Origin of the sequence: uncultured Polaribacter sp. (assembly GCF_947497695.1) — a bacterium.
Lineage (GTDB): Bacteria > Bacteroidota > Bacteroidia > Flavobacteriales > Flavobacteriaceae > Polaribacter.
In genome coordinates, this window is record NZ_CANMHM010000002.1 from 398,031 (window position 1) to 413,037 (window position 15,007).

The window sequence follows — 15,007 nt, forward strand, 5'->3', positions numbered from 1 at the left end:
TTAAAGCAAAAGTAGTTTATTCTTTTAAATTAGTGAAAATTTGTTATTACAAGGTAAGACAGAAATATTTATAATAAACAGATTACTTCGTACCTAGCTATGACAAAAACAATCTACATCTTCAAATAAAAATCTTTCGTTAAATTGATATAATCTTGCGTGTATTTATGTCGCTCAGTTTCTATAATTAAACTTTCCTCTTCAACTTTAGTTTCATCAAAAGAAAATTCTAATAAACTTCTTTTAACTTCTGTAGTTTCATTTCCTTGAACTCTACAAAGTTTATTTAAAAACAAATTGTTAGCCTTTGCTAAATTGATAAAACTCTTTTCTTCTTTATGCGGAATAATTACAGAGAAAATTCCAGTTTTAGATAAAATTCTAGAAATACCATTTAGCAAATCTTCAAAAGAAAGTGCAGACGTAAAACGTGCTTTGTTTCTACTTTTATTTTCAGTTTCAAATTCATCATTATAAAATGGCGGATTCGAAACTACTAAATCATAAGTTTCTTCCTCTTCTGCAATTTCATCAGCAAATTCATTAAAACTAGCATTATAACAATACAATCTATCTGCCCAATCAGACTGTTCAAAATTTTCTACAGTTTGTTCATAGGCGTTTTCATCAACCTCAACAGCATCAATTGTCATTGCATCAGAACGTTGTGCCAGCATTAATGAAATTAAACCTGTGCCAGCACCAATATCTAAAATAGTATCAGGATAATTATCAATAGTACACCAAGCACCCAACAAAACACCATCTGTACCAACTTTCATGGCAGTTTTATCTTGTTGGATATTAAATTCTTTGAATTGAAAAGGTTTATTCATACCTCAAAAGTACTTCAAAATTTTGTTAAATAATTATTCTGTATGGTTTTTGTATAGGCAATGATTTTAGAGTTTTATACAATAAAAACTAAATTTGACCTACAACAATTAATAATCATATATGAAAGTAATTTACTCATTAGTTTGTACATTTTTAATGTATTCAACATCACTATTTTCACAGCAAATGCCTATAGATTTTTCTGACAATTCTCATTCATTTACTGTATTTAATGAAAATACAAATGTTAATCCACCTAACAAATTTGATATTTTTAATAACGAACAAGATAATTCTGATAAAGTGGGGCGTTTTTTTATAGATGCTAATAACCCTAGTGATTCTCAAGGGTTTTATATCGATTTGTCAAAATCAATAAATCTAGATACCAATAAAATAATCACATTAGATTTTTTTAAATATGATGGAGATTCTCATACAATAACAGTTAAGCTAGAACAAGGTGGTTCTAATCCAGATATAGAAGTTTCAGCAACAGTTTCTGGAAGCCCTAGTAGTTGGTCAAATAATATTGAATTTAACTTTTCTAACGCTACTATTAATGCAACTGGAAATTACAATAGGTTAACAATTTTTATAGACAAAGGAGTAGCTAATAAACCTCCAGCAAGTTTTCATATAGATGATATTAACGACGGTTCTACTGTCACAGATCCAAATACTTTAGATGTTATTTATAATAATTTAGTTTGGTTTGATGAATTTAATGGTACAAAAATTGACCCTAACAAATGGCATCATCAAACTTTTGGTCCCAATGCAGGTAGATGGTTTAATGGTGAGCTACAACATTATACAGACAGTAATGCTAATTCTTTTGTTACTAATGGCAACTTATTTATTGTTGCTAAAAAAGAAACTAAAAATCAAAATGGAATTACTTTAGACTACACCTCTGCAAGATTAAATTCTAAATACGCATTTACTCATGGAAGAGTAGATGTACGTGCAAAATTACCTAAAGGTAATGGAACTTGGCCTGCAATATGGACTTTAGGGAAAAATGTAAACGAAACTGGCGCATACTTTCAAACAAAAGGTTTTGGAACTACAAATTGGCCTGCTTGTGGGGAAATAGATATTATGGAACATGGTTTACACACAAAAAATGTAGTTTCTAGTGCAATACACACACCTTCAAGTTCTGGTAATACAGAAAATACATCTACAAAAGCTTTACCAAACGTAGCAGAAAATTTTCATATTTATTCAATGAATTGGTCCCCAAATCAAATAACCTTTATGATCGATGGTGTTGGTTATTATACCTACAATCCTTCTTCAAAAAACACTAGTACTTGGCCTTTTGATTTAGACCAATTTATATTGTTAAATGTTGCTATGGGTGGTTTTGCTGGTACACCTGACACTAATTTTACAGAAAGTGCTATGGTAATCGACTATGTAAGAGTCTATCAAAATAACACTGCTAGTACTGATGATTTTTTTAGTGCTCAGTTTTTAGTTTATCCAAATCCGGCATCAAATTTCATTTCAATAAAATCTAAAAATTTTATTGATAAAATTGAAATCTACTCTTGTATAGGGCAGTTAGTTTTAAAGGAAGAAAAAATTACAAAAAATTTAAATATTAATAATTTACAATCAGGATTATACTTGATGAAAATTTATGCAAATAATAAAGTTGCTACTCAAAAAATCTTAATTAAATAATGAAGATAGAGTTGTGAAAATGGAATTTAACACTACACAATTAACTCTTGATGAAATAAGGGTTAGTTATTTTGATTATCTCACAAATACTTACCCTGTGGTTGTACATAATTTCACTTATGATTCCTCTGGAAAACCTATACCTTTTGTTTTAACATTTGAAAATTACGATTTTAGATATATTAACGGAGAAGTTTACAGAAACAATCCTGATACTGAAGAAATTTAAGTAAAGATTTATGTTGATGATGAATTAGTAATTGATGAAACTGCAAGAGGTAAAAATGGTCAATATGCTGAAATTAAATTCAACTACGATATAAATTTAAAATCAGAGATTAAATTTCTTAACTTTAAAATTGCAGAGAACTGTTAACTAATACAAAGTTTAAACCCTTCTTATCTAAAATGTTTTCTTAATATATAAATAACTCTTAACATCTAACTTAATTCACAAGAGTTTATCCTATATGTATTAATTTCTGAAACTTATAAAATCAAAAAACTAATTTATTTTCATCATTATTTATCGTATAAGAAATAGAGAAATTGAATGTTTTTAAGTCTGCTTCTAGATGTGCATACGAATCTATGTTTGTAAATAAAATACTTAATTTATCCTCAGTAACGTTTTTAATACTTATATCTCCAGAAAATGCTTTTAAGGTATTTCTCAAACGCATTATTTTAAGTTGATTTAAAACAATATCCTTTTTTAATCCTTTGGCAACATCTTCTTTAGAAAGGGTGGTTCTATTAATTTCTTTATGACCTCCACTACCACCTTTATCTGCAGCTTTATAGTTGTTTTTGCCCGCAAAAATATCTAAATACCAAACTTGTGGAATACCAGGCATAAACATTTGTATAGCTCTTGCCAATAATAACTTTTGTTCATTTTCTCCTAAAGCACTAAAAAAAGTAGCATTTACTTGATAATAAGATATTTTTTTACCTGATGGATCGTATAAGTTTTTTACTCTTCCTCCACGATTCATAATTGTATTCATAATAGATTCTATTTGGCTATCTTCTAATAAACCTTTATTATAAGTACCATTTACTTCTTTTCCTTTTAAATCTAAAACAGGAATACCATCATGACAACCTAGCATATTTACAGTCTTATAACCTTTGCTTATGATTTCATTTATCCACGTTAAAAGGGCTTTATTATTATTGGTTTCAAGTGTATGAATCATTAAACCTGGTAAGAAAAAATCATATATTTGATAGTTTTCTTTTGCAACTTCGTGGTGTAAGTTTAAACCATATTCTGCGTGAATTTCTGGCAATAGAATTAAATCATTTTTTTTTGCAATTTGATTAATTCTTTCTAAATAATGCCAAGTACCAGGTTTGTTAAAAAAGTTGGTTTGTCCTATTTCTTTATGCAAATAAGCAAAGGCATCTAAACGTAAAATTTTACATCCAAAGCTTTTAACTTTAGCTAAAGTTTCTTCATAAAACTCCCAAACTAGTTCAGATTTTGCGTTGACATCCATCTGGCCTAAAAAAGAACTTTTTCTATAGACTATTTTAAGAACTTCTTCTTTATACTGTGCTAATTCATTAAAACTAAAAGTTTTTAAATCTAAATTATTATCGATTGCAAAGTTTACTTTTTCACAAATTAAAATGGCATTTTCTCTACTTAATCCTTTAATACGAATTAAATCATCTACTTTGATTTTATTATTTGTTATACTTTGATAAAAAGTATTCCAATATGGTTTTTCAGAGCCATCAGGAAAAGGAACTTTTAAAATTGGAAGTCCTGATTTGCGCATAAATAACTTCTCTAAAAATTCTTTCTTTGGAATTAAGATGTTATCATCATTTCTAGTTCCATTGCCTTGCCAAAAAGTGTTCCAATTGATAAAGAAATCTTTGTACTTAGAATTTTCTCCGTTCTCTAATAGATCTTTAAATTGAAGAGAATTTACTGATAAGTGATTCAGAACAATATCGAATTTCAACATAATGTTTAAATTCTCTAAAGCTTTTAAATCTTTTTTAGAAACGAGCTCTTCATTCAAGTTGTAATCAATAATAGAAAACCCTCTATCTAAATCGCTATTAAAAAAAGTAGGCAACACATAAAATAAAGAAAAAACATCTTTAAATTCTGGTAATTGCAACATTTTAATAGTATCGCTTAATTTATGACCAATACTATCTGGATATGTATTTAGCATTACACCATTAGCAATAGTTTGTGATTTTTTCGGGCTCATAATATCTATAAGAATAGTTTATAAAAGTTTTGATAGAATATTGATATTGTCTGGTAATCTACCCACATTTTGAAGTTTTAATGCGGCTAATTTTAAAGCTATTTGCAAACATTCCTCAATTGGTTTTTCTTTAATAAAAGCAAATAAAAAACCAGACCAAAAAGCATCTCCTGCACCAGTTGTATCCATTACTTCTTCTACTTTAATGGCAGGTAATTCAATTATTTTTTTGTCTATTTGAGATAGTTTTACACCTTTTTCTCCTAATGTTAAGCAAACGGTATCTGCCCCTAAATTATGAAAGAATGTAAAAATTTCTTGATGTGGTACTTCTTTTTCAAAAAGTCTTAACATATCATCTTCACTAATCTTGATTAGCGGATTAAAACTGCAATAAGTTTTTATTACATTTAATGCCTCTTCTTGACTTTTCCACAGTTTTTTAGCATAGTTGATATCGATACTTAATTTACAACCTAAACCATAAGCTTCTTTTGCTTTGCTTAATATTGTTGTTTGAGCTGGACCTTTGCTTAAAGCAAAACAAGTGGTGTGAAATATTTTAGTTTTGTTTAATATTTCTGTAGATATTTGATCTTCTGATATAAAAGAATCTGCCACTCTAAAAGGTATAAAATCTGGAGTTCCTTGAGATCTTGAAACAAAAATCACACTTGTTGGTTTATCTGCTAATTTCTTAACATTGTTAGTATTAACACCTACAGTATTTAATCTATCAAAAATATATTCCCCAAAACCATCATTACCCACTGTTGCCACCATCATAGAATTTAACCCTAATCTAGCAGCATTCATTGCTACATTTGTTGGAGAACCTCCTAAATACCTGTGATAATCTCTAGTATTGTTGATTAAGACATTAGATTGATGGCCAATGAAATCAATTAAGACTTCACCAACACAAATAATATCTATATTTTTATTGTTATTTTTCAAAACTTTCTTCTTTTTTACTTTTTATGAATAGCGTAAAAACGGCACTGATGACTAATAAAATTCCTGCAAAAGTGATGGCATTTCTAGGGTCGTTGTTCAAGAAATTTTTTAATACATAACCAAAAGATAGGGTTTGAATTATCATTGGAATTACAATCATCATATTAATAATACCCATATAAACCCCATATCTTTCTTTTGGGATATCTGAAACGACCATTAAATAAGGAATACCCATCATACTTGCCCAACCAATACCAAAACCAGTTATGGCAAAGAATAGTAAGTTTTTGTTTTCTATATGTGGAAAAACTAAAAAACCAATAGCAGCTAAGATTAAACAAAAAGCGTGTACTTTTTTAGGGCTGTATTTTTTTGCAAAACCAACTAAGGCAAATGCAACCAAGAATGTTACTACATTGTACCATCCGTTTACTAAACCTGTCCAACTAACTGCTTCACTATACATTTCTTTATTTTCTGGAGTTGCATTCCAAACAGAAAGTGCTACACTTTTAGACGAATTTTGCCAATAACAAAACAATGCATACCATTGAAATAAATATACTAATGCCAATTGCCACATTACTTTTGGCATATCTTTTATGGCTGAAAAAATTTCAATTAGCGGTTCTAAAACACTTCTTTTTTCTTTTAATTTCTCTAATTCTTCTGGTATTGGAGGAATTTCTTTAATTTTATAATTACTCCACAAAACTGTACCAATAGAACAAACTGCACCTAAAAAAAAGGAAGCATATACCCAAGTTGGTAAAGACCCTGTAGTACCTATAAAAATTAAAGGAAAAATAAATAATGATAAATTGGCTAATACTTGGCCTAAACCTGTAAAAAAGCTTTGCATTTGAAAGCCTAAAGGCTGTTGTTTCTCATCTAAATTATCTGCAATTAAAGCTCTATAAGGCTCCATTGCTGTATTATTACCTACATCTAAAATCCAAAGTAAACCTGCAGCCATCCAAAGAGAACTACTATAAGGGAAAATAAATAAGGTTAAACTACATAAAATTGCGCCGATTAAGAAATAAGGTTTACGCCTACCAAATTTTGGACTCCAAGTTTTATCGCTTAATGCTCCTATAATAGGTTGAACTAACAAACCAGTTACTGGGCCAGCAAGATGTAAAATCGGAATTTGATCTGGACTTGCTCCTAAAAAATCGTAAATAGGTGTAACTGCACTTTGTTGCAAACCAAAACTATATTGAATTCCGAAGAAACCAACATTCATATTTAGAATTTGCCAAAAACTTAAAGTGGGCTTTTTAATTTTCATCTTTTTTCAATTTTTTATCAACTATTTTTAGAAACTCTTTGAAATTGCCTTGATTTAAAAAAACATCTCCTTTATTGTCTATAACTGGTAAACTTAAAGTGTTAATAGAAATATGAGCTTTTTGCAATTTTACTAACATTTCTTGTTCTTTCTCTTTATTCACATCTATATCGAAATACGTAAATTCAATTTTTTTTTCTTTCAAAAAAGCTTTTGTATCTATACAACTATGACAACTATCACTTCCATACACTATTATTTTTTCTTTTTTTGATTGTTTAGTTTGATAAGTTGATTCTTGTGCATTGCAATAAAGTGTAGTTAAAAAAAGAGCTATAATTACAAGATATTTCATTTTACATTTTTTTTAAAAGAATAATAATTTTAGTTTTTTTTATTAAAAGAAGAGACTGTTTCGTCTTATTTTACATACTTATTTTTAGAATTTAATTTTATAAAAAAAGCCAATGAAAATTTCATTGGCTTCATTTCTAATTCAAATTAATAAAACCTAACCAACTTTGACTAAAAACTATATTGCAATGTCATTGTTGTAGAACGACCAGAAATTGTTCTTGCTGCTGCTAAACCACCAGCTATGTTTCCATTTCCTTCTACTTCAGTAACACCTATGGTGTCAAATAAATTATTTGCATTTACACTTAAAGATAACCCTTTGGTTAAACTAACTCTTGCTACTGCATTTAAATAAGCATAACCTGGCATTACAAGGTCATTATCATCTTGAGCAAAAGATTTAGAGGTTCCTAATATTGTGATTCCTAAAAGGTGTTGCTTTTCTTTACCAAAAGAATATGTTGGAGCTAAATTATACACAAAATCTGCTTGCCTTCTTGGTTTATTTCCTTTATTATCTCCTCCATCAATTTCTGCTTTTGTGTATGTAACTGAACCATTAATGCCAAAATCTCCAAATCTGTATGCAGACTCAACTTCTAAACCTAAAGCTTTAAAAGGGTTTCCAACAGTTCTATTTAATTCATTACTAATTCCTTCTTCTGTATTACTTAAAAAACCTGTAACATTTAAAACACCATTATTTAATCTCTTTTTTAAACCAACTTCAAATTGAGAAATTTCATCAAATTGTACATCTCCTAAACCATCAGCTCCATAAGTATTTCTATCTGCAGCTCTACCAGAAGCACCTTTACTATATCTTCCAAAAAGTGCAGCTCCATCATTAATTTTATAGTTTACACCTGCAGAGTAAGAAACAAAATTATAATCGTCACTTATTGCCTGCCCAGGATTACCAGCTATCGTAGGTATAGTTTGCTCAAAAGGACTTATTGAACCATCACTATTGTAATCGAAACCAATTAAATCTCCATTTGCATCTAAATTACTTAATTGTCCTGAGTTAATTGTTCCATTTACATTTACGTTTTCAAAACGAATACTACCATCAAAGTTTAATTTTTCAGAAATTTCTGCATCTACGCCTACATAAGGAGAATTTACATTGTGTACTGTATTGTATTTTCTTTGACAACAGTTACCCCAAACAGGTTGACCAAAAGAGTATGCACCTCCTTGTGAAAACCCATCAAAAACACCTAATCTAGCTTTACCATCACCTACTACTTCAGAAATTGCAGAACTCCATTGCCATCCTATTTTAGTGTTCTGTGTTGCAGAAAACATACCCACAGTTACACCTATATTATCATTAATTGCTTTTGACACTTTTATATCACTAAAAAAGTTGCTTAAATCTTCGATAGTTACATCAAAATATCTTAAGTCTTGAGCTAATCCGTTTGCAGGATTAAATGGTGTACCATCTTCGTAAGTTAAAGTGCCTGTTGCTCCTGAAGCATCTCTTGTTAAAGCTTCTATTTCCGCTACTGTACCAACATTTGCTGTAAATGGAGCATTCCATTGACCAGAATTGTTAGAGTATCTTGCTTTACCATTCACTTTCCAATCATCACCAAGGTCAAAAGAAAATTCTGCACCAACTGAAGCACTTACAGGGTTGTTACCACTTCTCATATCATTTTGTGTAGGATTACCATCATAAACACTATATGTATTTTGGATATTTATAGAATGTGGAGTATCGCTTGTAATATCAAAACCTGGTAAATTTCCAAAAGTAGGATCTGCATTTGTACCTGTTAAACTTACTGGCATTGGCATATACATTACAGAATTATCATTTAAATATTTAAAATAAGTGCGTACATACCCATTTTTAAATTCTTTAGTTAGGTTAGCTTTTACTTGACCACCTTTATTTCCTTGGTAACCTATATTTCTTGGTCCTTCTCCAACTCTCATAAAGCCACCAATATGATAATATAAACCTTCACCTAAAGGTGTTCCGTATTCAAAATCAAGTCTACTGTTTTGAAAATCTAAACCATAAGTTGCACCAATAGTCCCACCTTCTATTCTACCTGTTTTACTTATCATATTAATAATACCTGCAGGGCCATTTGAAGTTTGTGTAGCTGCTGAACCACCTCTAATTGCTTCTACTCTACCAATATTAGAATCTATACGTAAAAAGTTATCTGCATTACCAAAAGAAGTATCTCCAAACAACATTATAGGAAGACCATCTTCTTGCAATTGTAAATATCTAGACCCACCTGAAGAAACTGGCACTCCACGAACGTTAAAGTTTGCATTACCTTCTCCACCAGAAGATTCTGAACGAATACCTGGAATATTTCTAAATAGTTCTCCTGAAGACCTAGGTGATGCTTGTTCTATTTGTTTAATACCAACAGTAGAAATAGAAATACTTGACTCTATTTTTGACTTTGGATTTACAACACCTGTTACAACAATTTCATCTAAAGATTGTGTGTTTTCTTTAATTATGACATCTAATTTTAAATCACCACTTACTGTAATTTCTTTTTTAAAACTATCATAACCAATATAAGAAGCTATAATTGTATAAGTACCATTGGCAACATTTTTAATTTCAAAGTTACCATCAAAATCTGTAGTTGATCCTTTAGAGTTTTCTTTAAGTAAAACACTTGCTCCAGGAATTAAATTTCCACTTTGATCTTTTACAGTTCCTGAAATTGTTGACTGTGCAACAAATGCTGTAGTTGATAGTAATAGTACTATCAACATTGTAAATCTAATTTGTAATTGTTTTTTCATTGTAATTATGAATTTAAGAAAAAGTTAATTAATTTTTTATCAAAAGTATATTTATACATCTTTAAATTATTAAATAAATAAATCGAAAACGTTTTCGATTTACCGAAAACGTTTTCGAGTCAGATAATTTAGTATATTTACAAGGTAAAATAACAAACAATAATTTTAAAATAAAATATTTTGGTAACTCTAAAACATATAGCAGAGGAATTAGGCATTTCTATTACTACAGTTTCTAAAGCTTTAAAAGAATATCCTGATGTTAGTAAAAAAACAAGAAAACTTGTTAGAGAAACTGCGGCTATGCTTAATTATAAACCTAATACTTTTGCTGTAAATTTAAGAACGAAAGAATCTAAAACTATAGGTTTAATTATTCCAGAAATAGTACATCATTTTTTTTCAAGTGTTGTTAAAGGCATTGTTTCCCAAGCAGAAAAAAAAGGGTATTTAGTCATAACACTGCAATCTAATGAATCTTATGAATTAGAAAAAAAACAATTAAACTTATTAGCAAATAAAAGGGTTGATGGAATCTTAATTTCTTTAGCAAATGGTACAGCAGATTACAAACATTTAAAAGAAATTATAGAAGATGATACACCTCTAGTAATGTTTGATAAAATTGCAAAAATCATAAAGTGCTCTAAAGTTATTGTTGATGATAGAAAAGCTGCCTACAAAGCTACACAGCATTTAATAGACATTGGTTGTAAAAGAATTGCTCATTTTAGAGGACCATTATTGCCCCAAAATTCAATTGATCGTTTTTTAGGCTACAAACAAGCTCTTACAGATAACAATATTTTATACGACTCGTCTTTGGTTTATCTTTTAAATGACATGAGTTTTGAGGAGGGTAAATTATATGCTAAAGAACTATTAAAAAACCACAAAGATGTTGATGGTATTTTTATCAATACAGATTTGGTTGCAATTGGTGCAATTGCCGAGTTTAATAACCAAGGAATTAAAGTACCTGAACAAATTAATGTAATTGGTTTTAGTAATTGGTTTATGGCTTCTGTAATATCACCATCATTGACAACAATAAACCAACCTGGTTTTGAAATGGGAAAAAAAGCATTTAAGTTATTATATAAAGAAATAAGATATAAAAAAGAAAAAAGACCTTTTAATTATAAAGAAATTGTTTTAGAAACAGATTTAATAACAAGGGAATCAACTAAACCTTTACCATTCTAATAAAATATTTTTAAATTAAAAGTTCTAAGTAATTAAACAAAGAACTCTAATACCTTATACTTTTTCACTTTAAAACTATTTTGCAGAGAGGAAGGAACTAACACAATTCTCATAAACCCTCTGTTCATCTATGATTCCAAATATATGAATTTTTACTGACACCTAATTAGTCCCTTAAAATTTAATCTCTAATATACTTATTTACTATATCTAACTGAATTCCAGAGTATTCAGAAAATTCATCTATAGTTATAAATTGATGAGGTTCTTTATCCAAAAAACTTTTTATATCATTTAAAAGCTTTCGCCCATAACGTTCACTGCGCCCTGTAATGCGCTGAATGTCCTTTGGGTATATGCAAGCTCTTTTTTGATTCATAATACACTATCTATGCTTTATCCATACTTAAGCCATATTCTATAATTATATGATGATGGTAATAATGCGTTGTTAAAATGTTGACAACACGTTAGTGTTATCAATATTTTAATGACGTTTATGGTGTTATCGGAAAGAACACCCAAAAACGGAATTTGATTTTTTATTGACTGCCATAAAGTTACGTGATTTGAAATATTAATCATAAAAAAAAGTAAAAATTATGGCAAAACAAACAGGTATTATCAAATTAAAAGGAACTATCGGAGGTATTTCTTTTTACAAAACAAGTGATGGACATTTAGCTCGTGAAAAAGGTGGTGTGGACAAAAACAGAATTCAAAATGATCCTGCGTTTCAAAGAACGCGTGAAAATGGTTCTGAATTTGGAAGAGCTGGGAAAGGAGGAAAAGTATTGCGAAATGCAATTCGTGTGCTTTTACAAAATGCAAAAGATAAAAGAGTAGTTTCTCGTTTGACAAAAATTTTAGTGGCAGTTACTAAAACTGATATTGTTAATGAAAGAGGTCAGAGAACTTTACAGGAAGGAAATTTAAACCTTTTAGAAGCGTTTGAATTCAATTTAAACGGAAAATTAGGCGCAACTTTATTCGCTCCATTTATAAAAGCATTTGATAGAGTTTCTGGAGATGCAACTTTAAATTTAGCATCTTTTTCACCGACTGTTAGAATTGCAGCTCCTGCAGGTACCACACATTTTAAAATTGTAATGGGTGCTTCAGAATTAGATTTTGTAAATGAAACTTCAACTTTTGAAAATGACGAAACTGCAATTTTGCCATATACTGTTGCAAATACAGCTGCAATTGCTTTGACAGCTTCAATCACTGCAAATTCTACCTTTCCTGTAGTACAGGTGTTAGGAGTTGAATTTTACCAAGAAGTAAATGGACAGATGTATTCATTGAAAAATGGTACTTATAACGCATTGTCTGTTACCATTATTGATAAACCTTAAAATGGAGTTAATTCTTCATAGAAGCTATTTTGAAGAGGGTACCAATGGTACTCTCTTTCATTCAAGCAAATTTCTTTGCCATACCATTGAATTACCCTGGATAAATAATGCGCGAAGTATCTCCTGCATACCAGAAGGAAAATATGAAGTTATTCCTCGCTTTTCTAAAAAGTTTAAACATCATTTGATATTGAAAAATGTAGCTAATAGAAGCTTTATTTTATTTCATCCTGCAAATGATGCAAAAAGAGATTTAGAAGGTTGTATTGCTCCTGTAACTTACTTAAGTGGTATTGGAAAAGGGATTTATTCAAGGGATGCAATGCAAAAATTACTGTCTTTGGTTCATCAAGCTAAAGAACGAAAGGAAAAAATAATATTAATCGTTAAATCACAGAATTATGAAAATTATAGAACGTTATAAAAAACCAACACCAAAATTCTTTAGAATTTTAAGAAATATTGGAATTGCATTAGCTACTGCAGGAGGTGCAATTATTGCAGCACCAATAAGTATTCCTGCAACAATAATAACAATTGCTACTTATATGACAGTGGCAGGAACTGTTGCAACAGCAGTAAGTCAGGCAGTAACAAAAAATGAAAGTTCTTTTGAAAAAAATATAAATGCTGAAAGTGATGAATTATAATTCAAAAGTAAGTTTTTTTGGAGGTACATTTCTTTCTTCCGTAATTCATATTGGAGTAGAAGACTTTATTACTACTATTGTTTTAGCTATAGTTGGAGCAGTTGTAAGTTTTATTGTTTCAGTCATTTTAAAGTACTTCTTTCAAAGATTAAAAATAAAATATAAAAAGTAGTTTAGAAATCATTAAGAAGACAAAAAAAGGAAAGAGAATCAGATTTTATATTTGATTCTCTTTCCTTTTATAGTTTAAATTCAGCCCAAAGAGGATAATGGTCAGAAATATGATAAGATAAACTTCTTTTTGGAAGATTACGATTTGTTAGTGTTTTGCCAACAAAATCATAATTACCACCATTTATAAACTCTAATGATAATCTTGGTTGTTTTCCTTTACCATTAAACCAAGCTATTTGATCATAATATTTAGTTTCATTGAAAATAGAACGTGTTACTTTTTTATTTTGGAGTTCTGTTGGTACATATAAACCTTCAGATAAGAAAGTTTTATCTAGCAAATCCCCTCTCTTATCAATATTAAAATCACCCAAAGCAATTAAATTCTGATGATAAGCATTAATGTCTTTTGCCCAGTCAGATAGCCATTCTGCAATTCCTTTTAATTCTTTTATCCTGTCTTTAGATTTTTTTCCATATAAAATATGAAGTGTTACTAAAATAAAAGTTTGATTGTTTGATTTGAAACTTACTGCATAAGGTGTTCTTACAAATTGCTCATCTAAAGTTTCTTGTTTTGCTTTATCTGTCCATTCGTTTGGGACAACTAATTCACCTGCTAATCCAGAAAGTTTTACTCTTCTTGTGTCAAAAAGATAAGCCATTCGCTCTCCATTGCCAGATGAGCCTTTTGAAACATCTGTAAGAATCATTGACCAATTTTCTCCCAAAACTTTCATAGTATCTCTCAAAGCTCTAATATTTGCTTTGACTTCTTGAACAGCAATAACATCAAAACGCCTTATGATTTCTGCAATACAAAGTATGGAGTGTAAATCTCTTTTTGGACTATCATCATCATCACTATCCCATTTTCGAGTAAGATTTCCAAAAGCTCTAATATTCCAACTTGCAATGAGTAAGTTTTTATCTAATTTTTTAGATGGAATTTTACTATCTAAATCTAAATTTAAAACTTCAATATTTCTTTGAACTTCTTTTGGTGGTGTATCAAGTATTTTAGCCATACTTTAAAAATACAATTTTTATGATAATTATTTAGATATTTACATTCGTACCTATTTTTTTACTTAACGAAATGAGGCAAACAAAGAATTTTGATAAAGAAATTAAATGAATTTAGCAGAATTTTTGTGCAGATGAATGAGATAAGGGAAAAATGTGATTTATCGTTTTAAAAAATTGATAAACAGAGGCTGGTTGGAGCGTGGGGTTTATCAATCTTTTAAAATGTTAGCCCAATGGCGATTGAATGAAAATAATTAAAGACGAAGTACGTAGTGCGCTGGCAGAAGCGAAAATAAGTGTGTAAATTTTTATTTGTACTATATATTGCTATTGATTGGTTTTGTTAAAAGTGAATGCACTACATTTTTTTTAGTACTACTGATGTTGAGTTTTAATACCTCAATTTGTTTTTATATG

Annotated in this window: 14 protein-coding genes; 7 read left to right on the forward strand and 7 right to left on the reverse strand. The window is 29.4% G+C overall.

What is annotated here, in order from left to right; genetic code table 11:
• Window positions 1-113: 113 nt before the first annotated feature.
• On the reverse strand, window positions 114-836 hold the full coding sequence (locus Q0731_RS04055; protein WP_299060222.1) for a methyltransferase: 723 nt from the start codon (window positions 834-836) through the stop codon (window positions 114-116).
• A gap of 121 nt (window positions 837-957) precedes the next feature.
• On the opposite strand from Q0731_RS04055, the gene Q0731_RS04060 reads away from it, so the two are divergent.
• Together Q0731_RS04060 and Q0731_RS04065 are read left to right on the forward strand one after the other, a co-directional pair.
• A complete protein-coding gene (locus Q0731_RS04060) occupies window positions 958-2,532 on the forward strand; it encodes a family 16 glycosylhydrolase (RefSeq protein ID WP_299060225.1) in 1,575 nt (524 codons plus the stop codon).
• A gap of 19 nt (window positions 2,533-2,551) precedes the next feature.
• Complete coding sequence (locus Q0731_RS04065) at window positions 2,552-2,761, forward strand: hypothetical protein (RefSeq protein ID WP_299060228.1); 210 nt, start codon at window positions 2,552-2,554, stop codon at window positions 2,759-2,761.
• 268 nt (window positions 2,762-3,029) lie between these two features.
• On the opposite strand, the gene Q0731_RS04070 is transcribed toward Q0731_RS04065, so the two are convergent.
• From Q0731_RS04070 to Q0731_RS04090, 5 genes are all read right to left on the reverse strand, one after another.
• A complete protein-coding gene (locus Q0731_RS04070) occupies window positions 3,030-4,769 on the reverse strand; it encodes a glycosidase (protein ID WP_299060231.1) in 1,740 nt (579 codons plus the stop codon).
• An 18-nt stretch (window positions 4,770-4,787) separates the two neighbouring features.
• A complete protein-coding gene (locus Q0731_RS04075; protein ID WP_299060233.1) occupies window positions 4,788-5,726 on the reverse strand; it encodes a carbohydrate kinase in 939 nt (312 codons plus the stop codon).
• Entirely contained in the window at window positions 5,716-7,023 is a 1,308-nt protein-coding gene (locus Q0731_RS04080) for an MFS transporter (protein ID WP_299060235.1), read from the reverse strand. The genes Q0731_RS04075 and Q0731_RS04080 overlap by 11 nt, the downstream gene beginning before the upstream one ends.
• A complete protein-coding gene (locus Q0731_RS04085) occupies window positions 7,013-7,378 on the reverse strand; it encodes a glutaredoxin family protein (RefSeq protein WP_299060238.1) in 366 nt (121 codons plus the stop codon). The genes Q0731_RS04080 and Q0731_RS04085 overlap by 11 nt, the downstream gene beginning before the upstream one ends.
• Before the next feature lie 170 nt (window positions 7,379-7,548).
• The gene (locus Q0731_RS04090) at window positions 7,549-10,173 is read right to left on the reverse strand and encodes a TonB-dependent receptor (protein WP_299060241.1); all 2,625 of its coding nucleotides are present in this window, start codon (window positions 10,171-10,173) and stop codon (window positions 7,549-7,551) included.
• Between the two features lie 177 nt (window positions 10,174-10,350).
• Between Q0731_RS04090 and Q0731_RS04095 the strand changes: the two genes are divergently transcribed.
• From Q0731_RS04095 to Q0731_RS04120, 5 genes are all read left to right on the forward strand, one after another.
• Window positions 10,351-11,379 (forward strand): LacI family DNA-binding transcriptional regulator, encoded by a 1,029-nt coding sequence (locus tag Q0731_RS04095; RefSeq protein ID WP_299060368.1) that lies wholly within the window; start codon window positions 10,351-10,353, stop codon window positions 11,377-11,379.
• A gap of 602 nt (window positions 11,380-11,981) precedes the next feature.
• Window positions 11,982-12,737, forward strand: coding sequence for a hypothetical protein (locus tag Q0731_RS04105; RefSeq protein ID WP_299060246.1), 756 nt, complete (start codon window positions 11,982-11,984; stop codon window positions 12,735-12,737).
• Between the two features lies 1 nt (window position 12,738).
• The gene (locus Q0731_RS04110; protein WP_299060249.1) at window positions 12,739-13,161 is read left to right on the forward strand and encodes a DUF5675 family protein; all 423 of its coding nucleotides are present in this window, start codon (window positions 12,739-12,741) and stop codon (window positions 13,159-13,161) included.
• The gene (locus Q0731_RS04115; protein WP_299060252.1) at window positions 13,139-13,387 is read left to right on the forward strand and encodes a hypothetical protein; all 249 of its coding nucleotides are present in this window, start codon (window positions 13,139-13,141) and stop codon (window positions 13,385-13,387) included. Before Q0731_RS04110 ends, Q0731_RS04115 begins: the two co-directional genes overlap by 23 nt.
• Window positions 13,377-13,559, forward strand: a complete 183-nt coding sequence (locus tag Q0731_RS04120) for a hypothetical protein (RefSeq protein ID WP_299060255.1) — start codon at window positions 13,377-13,379, stop codon at window positions 13,557-13,559. The genes Q0731_RS04115 and Q0731_RS04120 overlap by 11 nt, the downstream gene beginning before the upstream one ends.
• Before the next feature lie 67 nt (window positions 13,560-13,626).
• Here the strand turns inward: Q0731_RS04120 and Q0731_RS04125 are convergent, their stop codons facing one another.
• Window positions 13,627-14,589: an endonuclease/exonuclease/phosphatase family protein gene (locus Q0731_RS04125; RefSeq protein ID WP_299060257.1), complete on the reverse strand. Its 963-nt coding sequence runs from the start codon at window positions 14,587-14,589 to the stop codon at window positions 13,627-13,629.
• Between the last annotated feature and the right edge of the window lie 418 nt (window positions 14,590-15,007).

Bases quoted from the DNA above. Each gene is read 5' to 3' on its own strand.
- Q0731_RS04110 (WP_299060249.1), top strand. From the start codon at position 12,739: ATGGAGTTAATTCTTCATAGAAGCTATTTTGAAGAGGGTACCAATGGT.
- Q0731_RS04115 (WP_299060252.1), top strand. From the start codon at position 13,139: ATGAAAATTATAGAACGTTATAAAAAACCAACACCAAAATTCTTTAGA.
- Q0731_RS04060 (WP_299060225.1), top strand. From the start codon at position 958: ATGAAAGTAATTTACTCATTAGTTTGTACATTTTTAATGTATTCAACA.
- Q0731_RS04055 (WP_299060222.1), bottom strand. From the start codon at position 836: ATGAATAAACCTTTTCAATTCAAAGAATTTAATATCCAACAAGATAAA.
- Q0731_RS04070 (WP_299060231.1), bottom strand. From the start codon at position 4,769: ATGAGCCCGAAAAAATCACAAACTATTGCTAATGGTGTAATGCTAAAT.
- Q0731_RS04080 (WP_299060235.1), bottom strand. From the start codon at position 7,023: ATGAAAATTAAAAAGCCCACTTTAAGTTTTTGGCAAATTCTAAATATG.
- Q0731_RS04125 (WP_299060257.1), bottom strand. From the start codon at position 14,589: ATGGCTAAAATACTTGATACACCACCAAAAGAAGTTCAAAGAAATATT.
- Q0731_RS04085 (WP_299060238.1), bottom strand. From the start codon at position 7,378: ATGAAATATCTTGTAATTATAGCTCTTTTTTTAACTACACTTTATTGC.
- Q0731_RS04105 (WP_299060246.1), top strand. From the start codon at position 11,982: ATGGCAAAACAAACAGGTATTATCAAATTAAAAGGAACTATCGGAGGT.
- Q0731_RS04065 (WP_299060228.1), top strand. From the start codon at position 2,552: ATGGAATTTAACACTACACAATTAACTCTTGATGAAATAAGGGTTAGT.
- Q0731_RS04090 (WP_299060241.1), bottom strand. From the start codon at position 10,173: ATGAAAAAACAATTACAAATTAGATTTACAATGTTGATAGTACTATTA.
- Q0731_RS04120 (WP_299060255.1), top strand. From the start codon at position 13,377: ATGAATTATAATTCAAAAGTAAGTTTTTTTGGAGGTACATTTCTTTCT.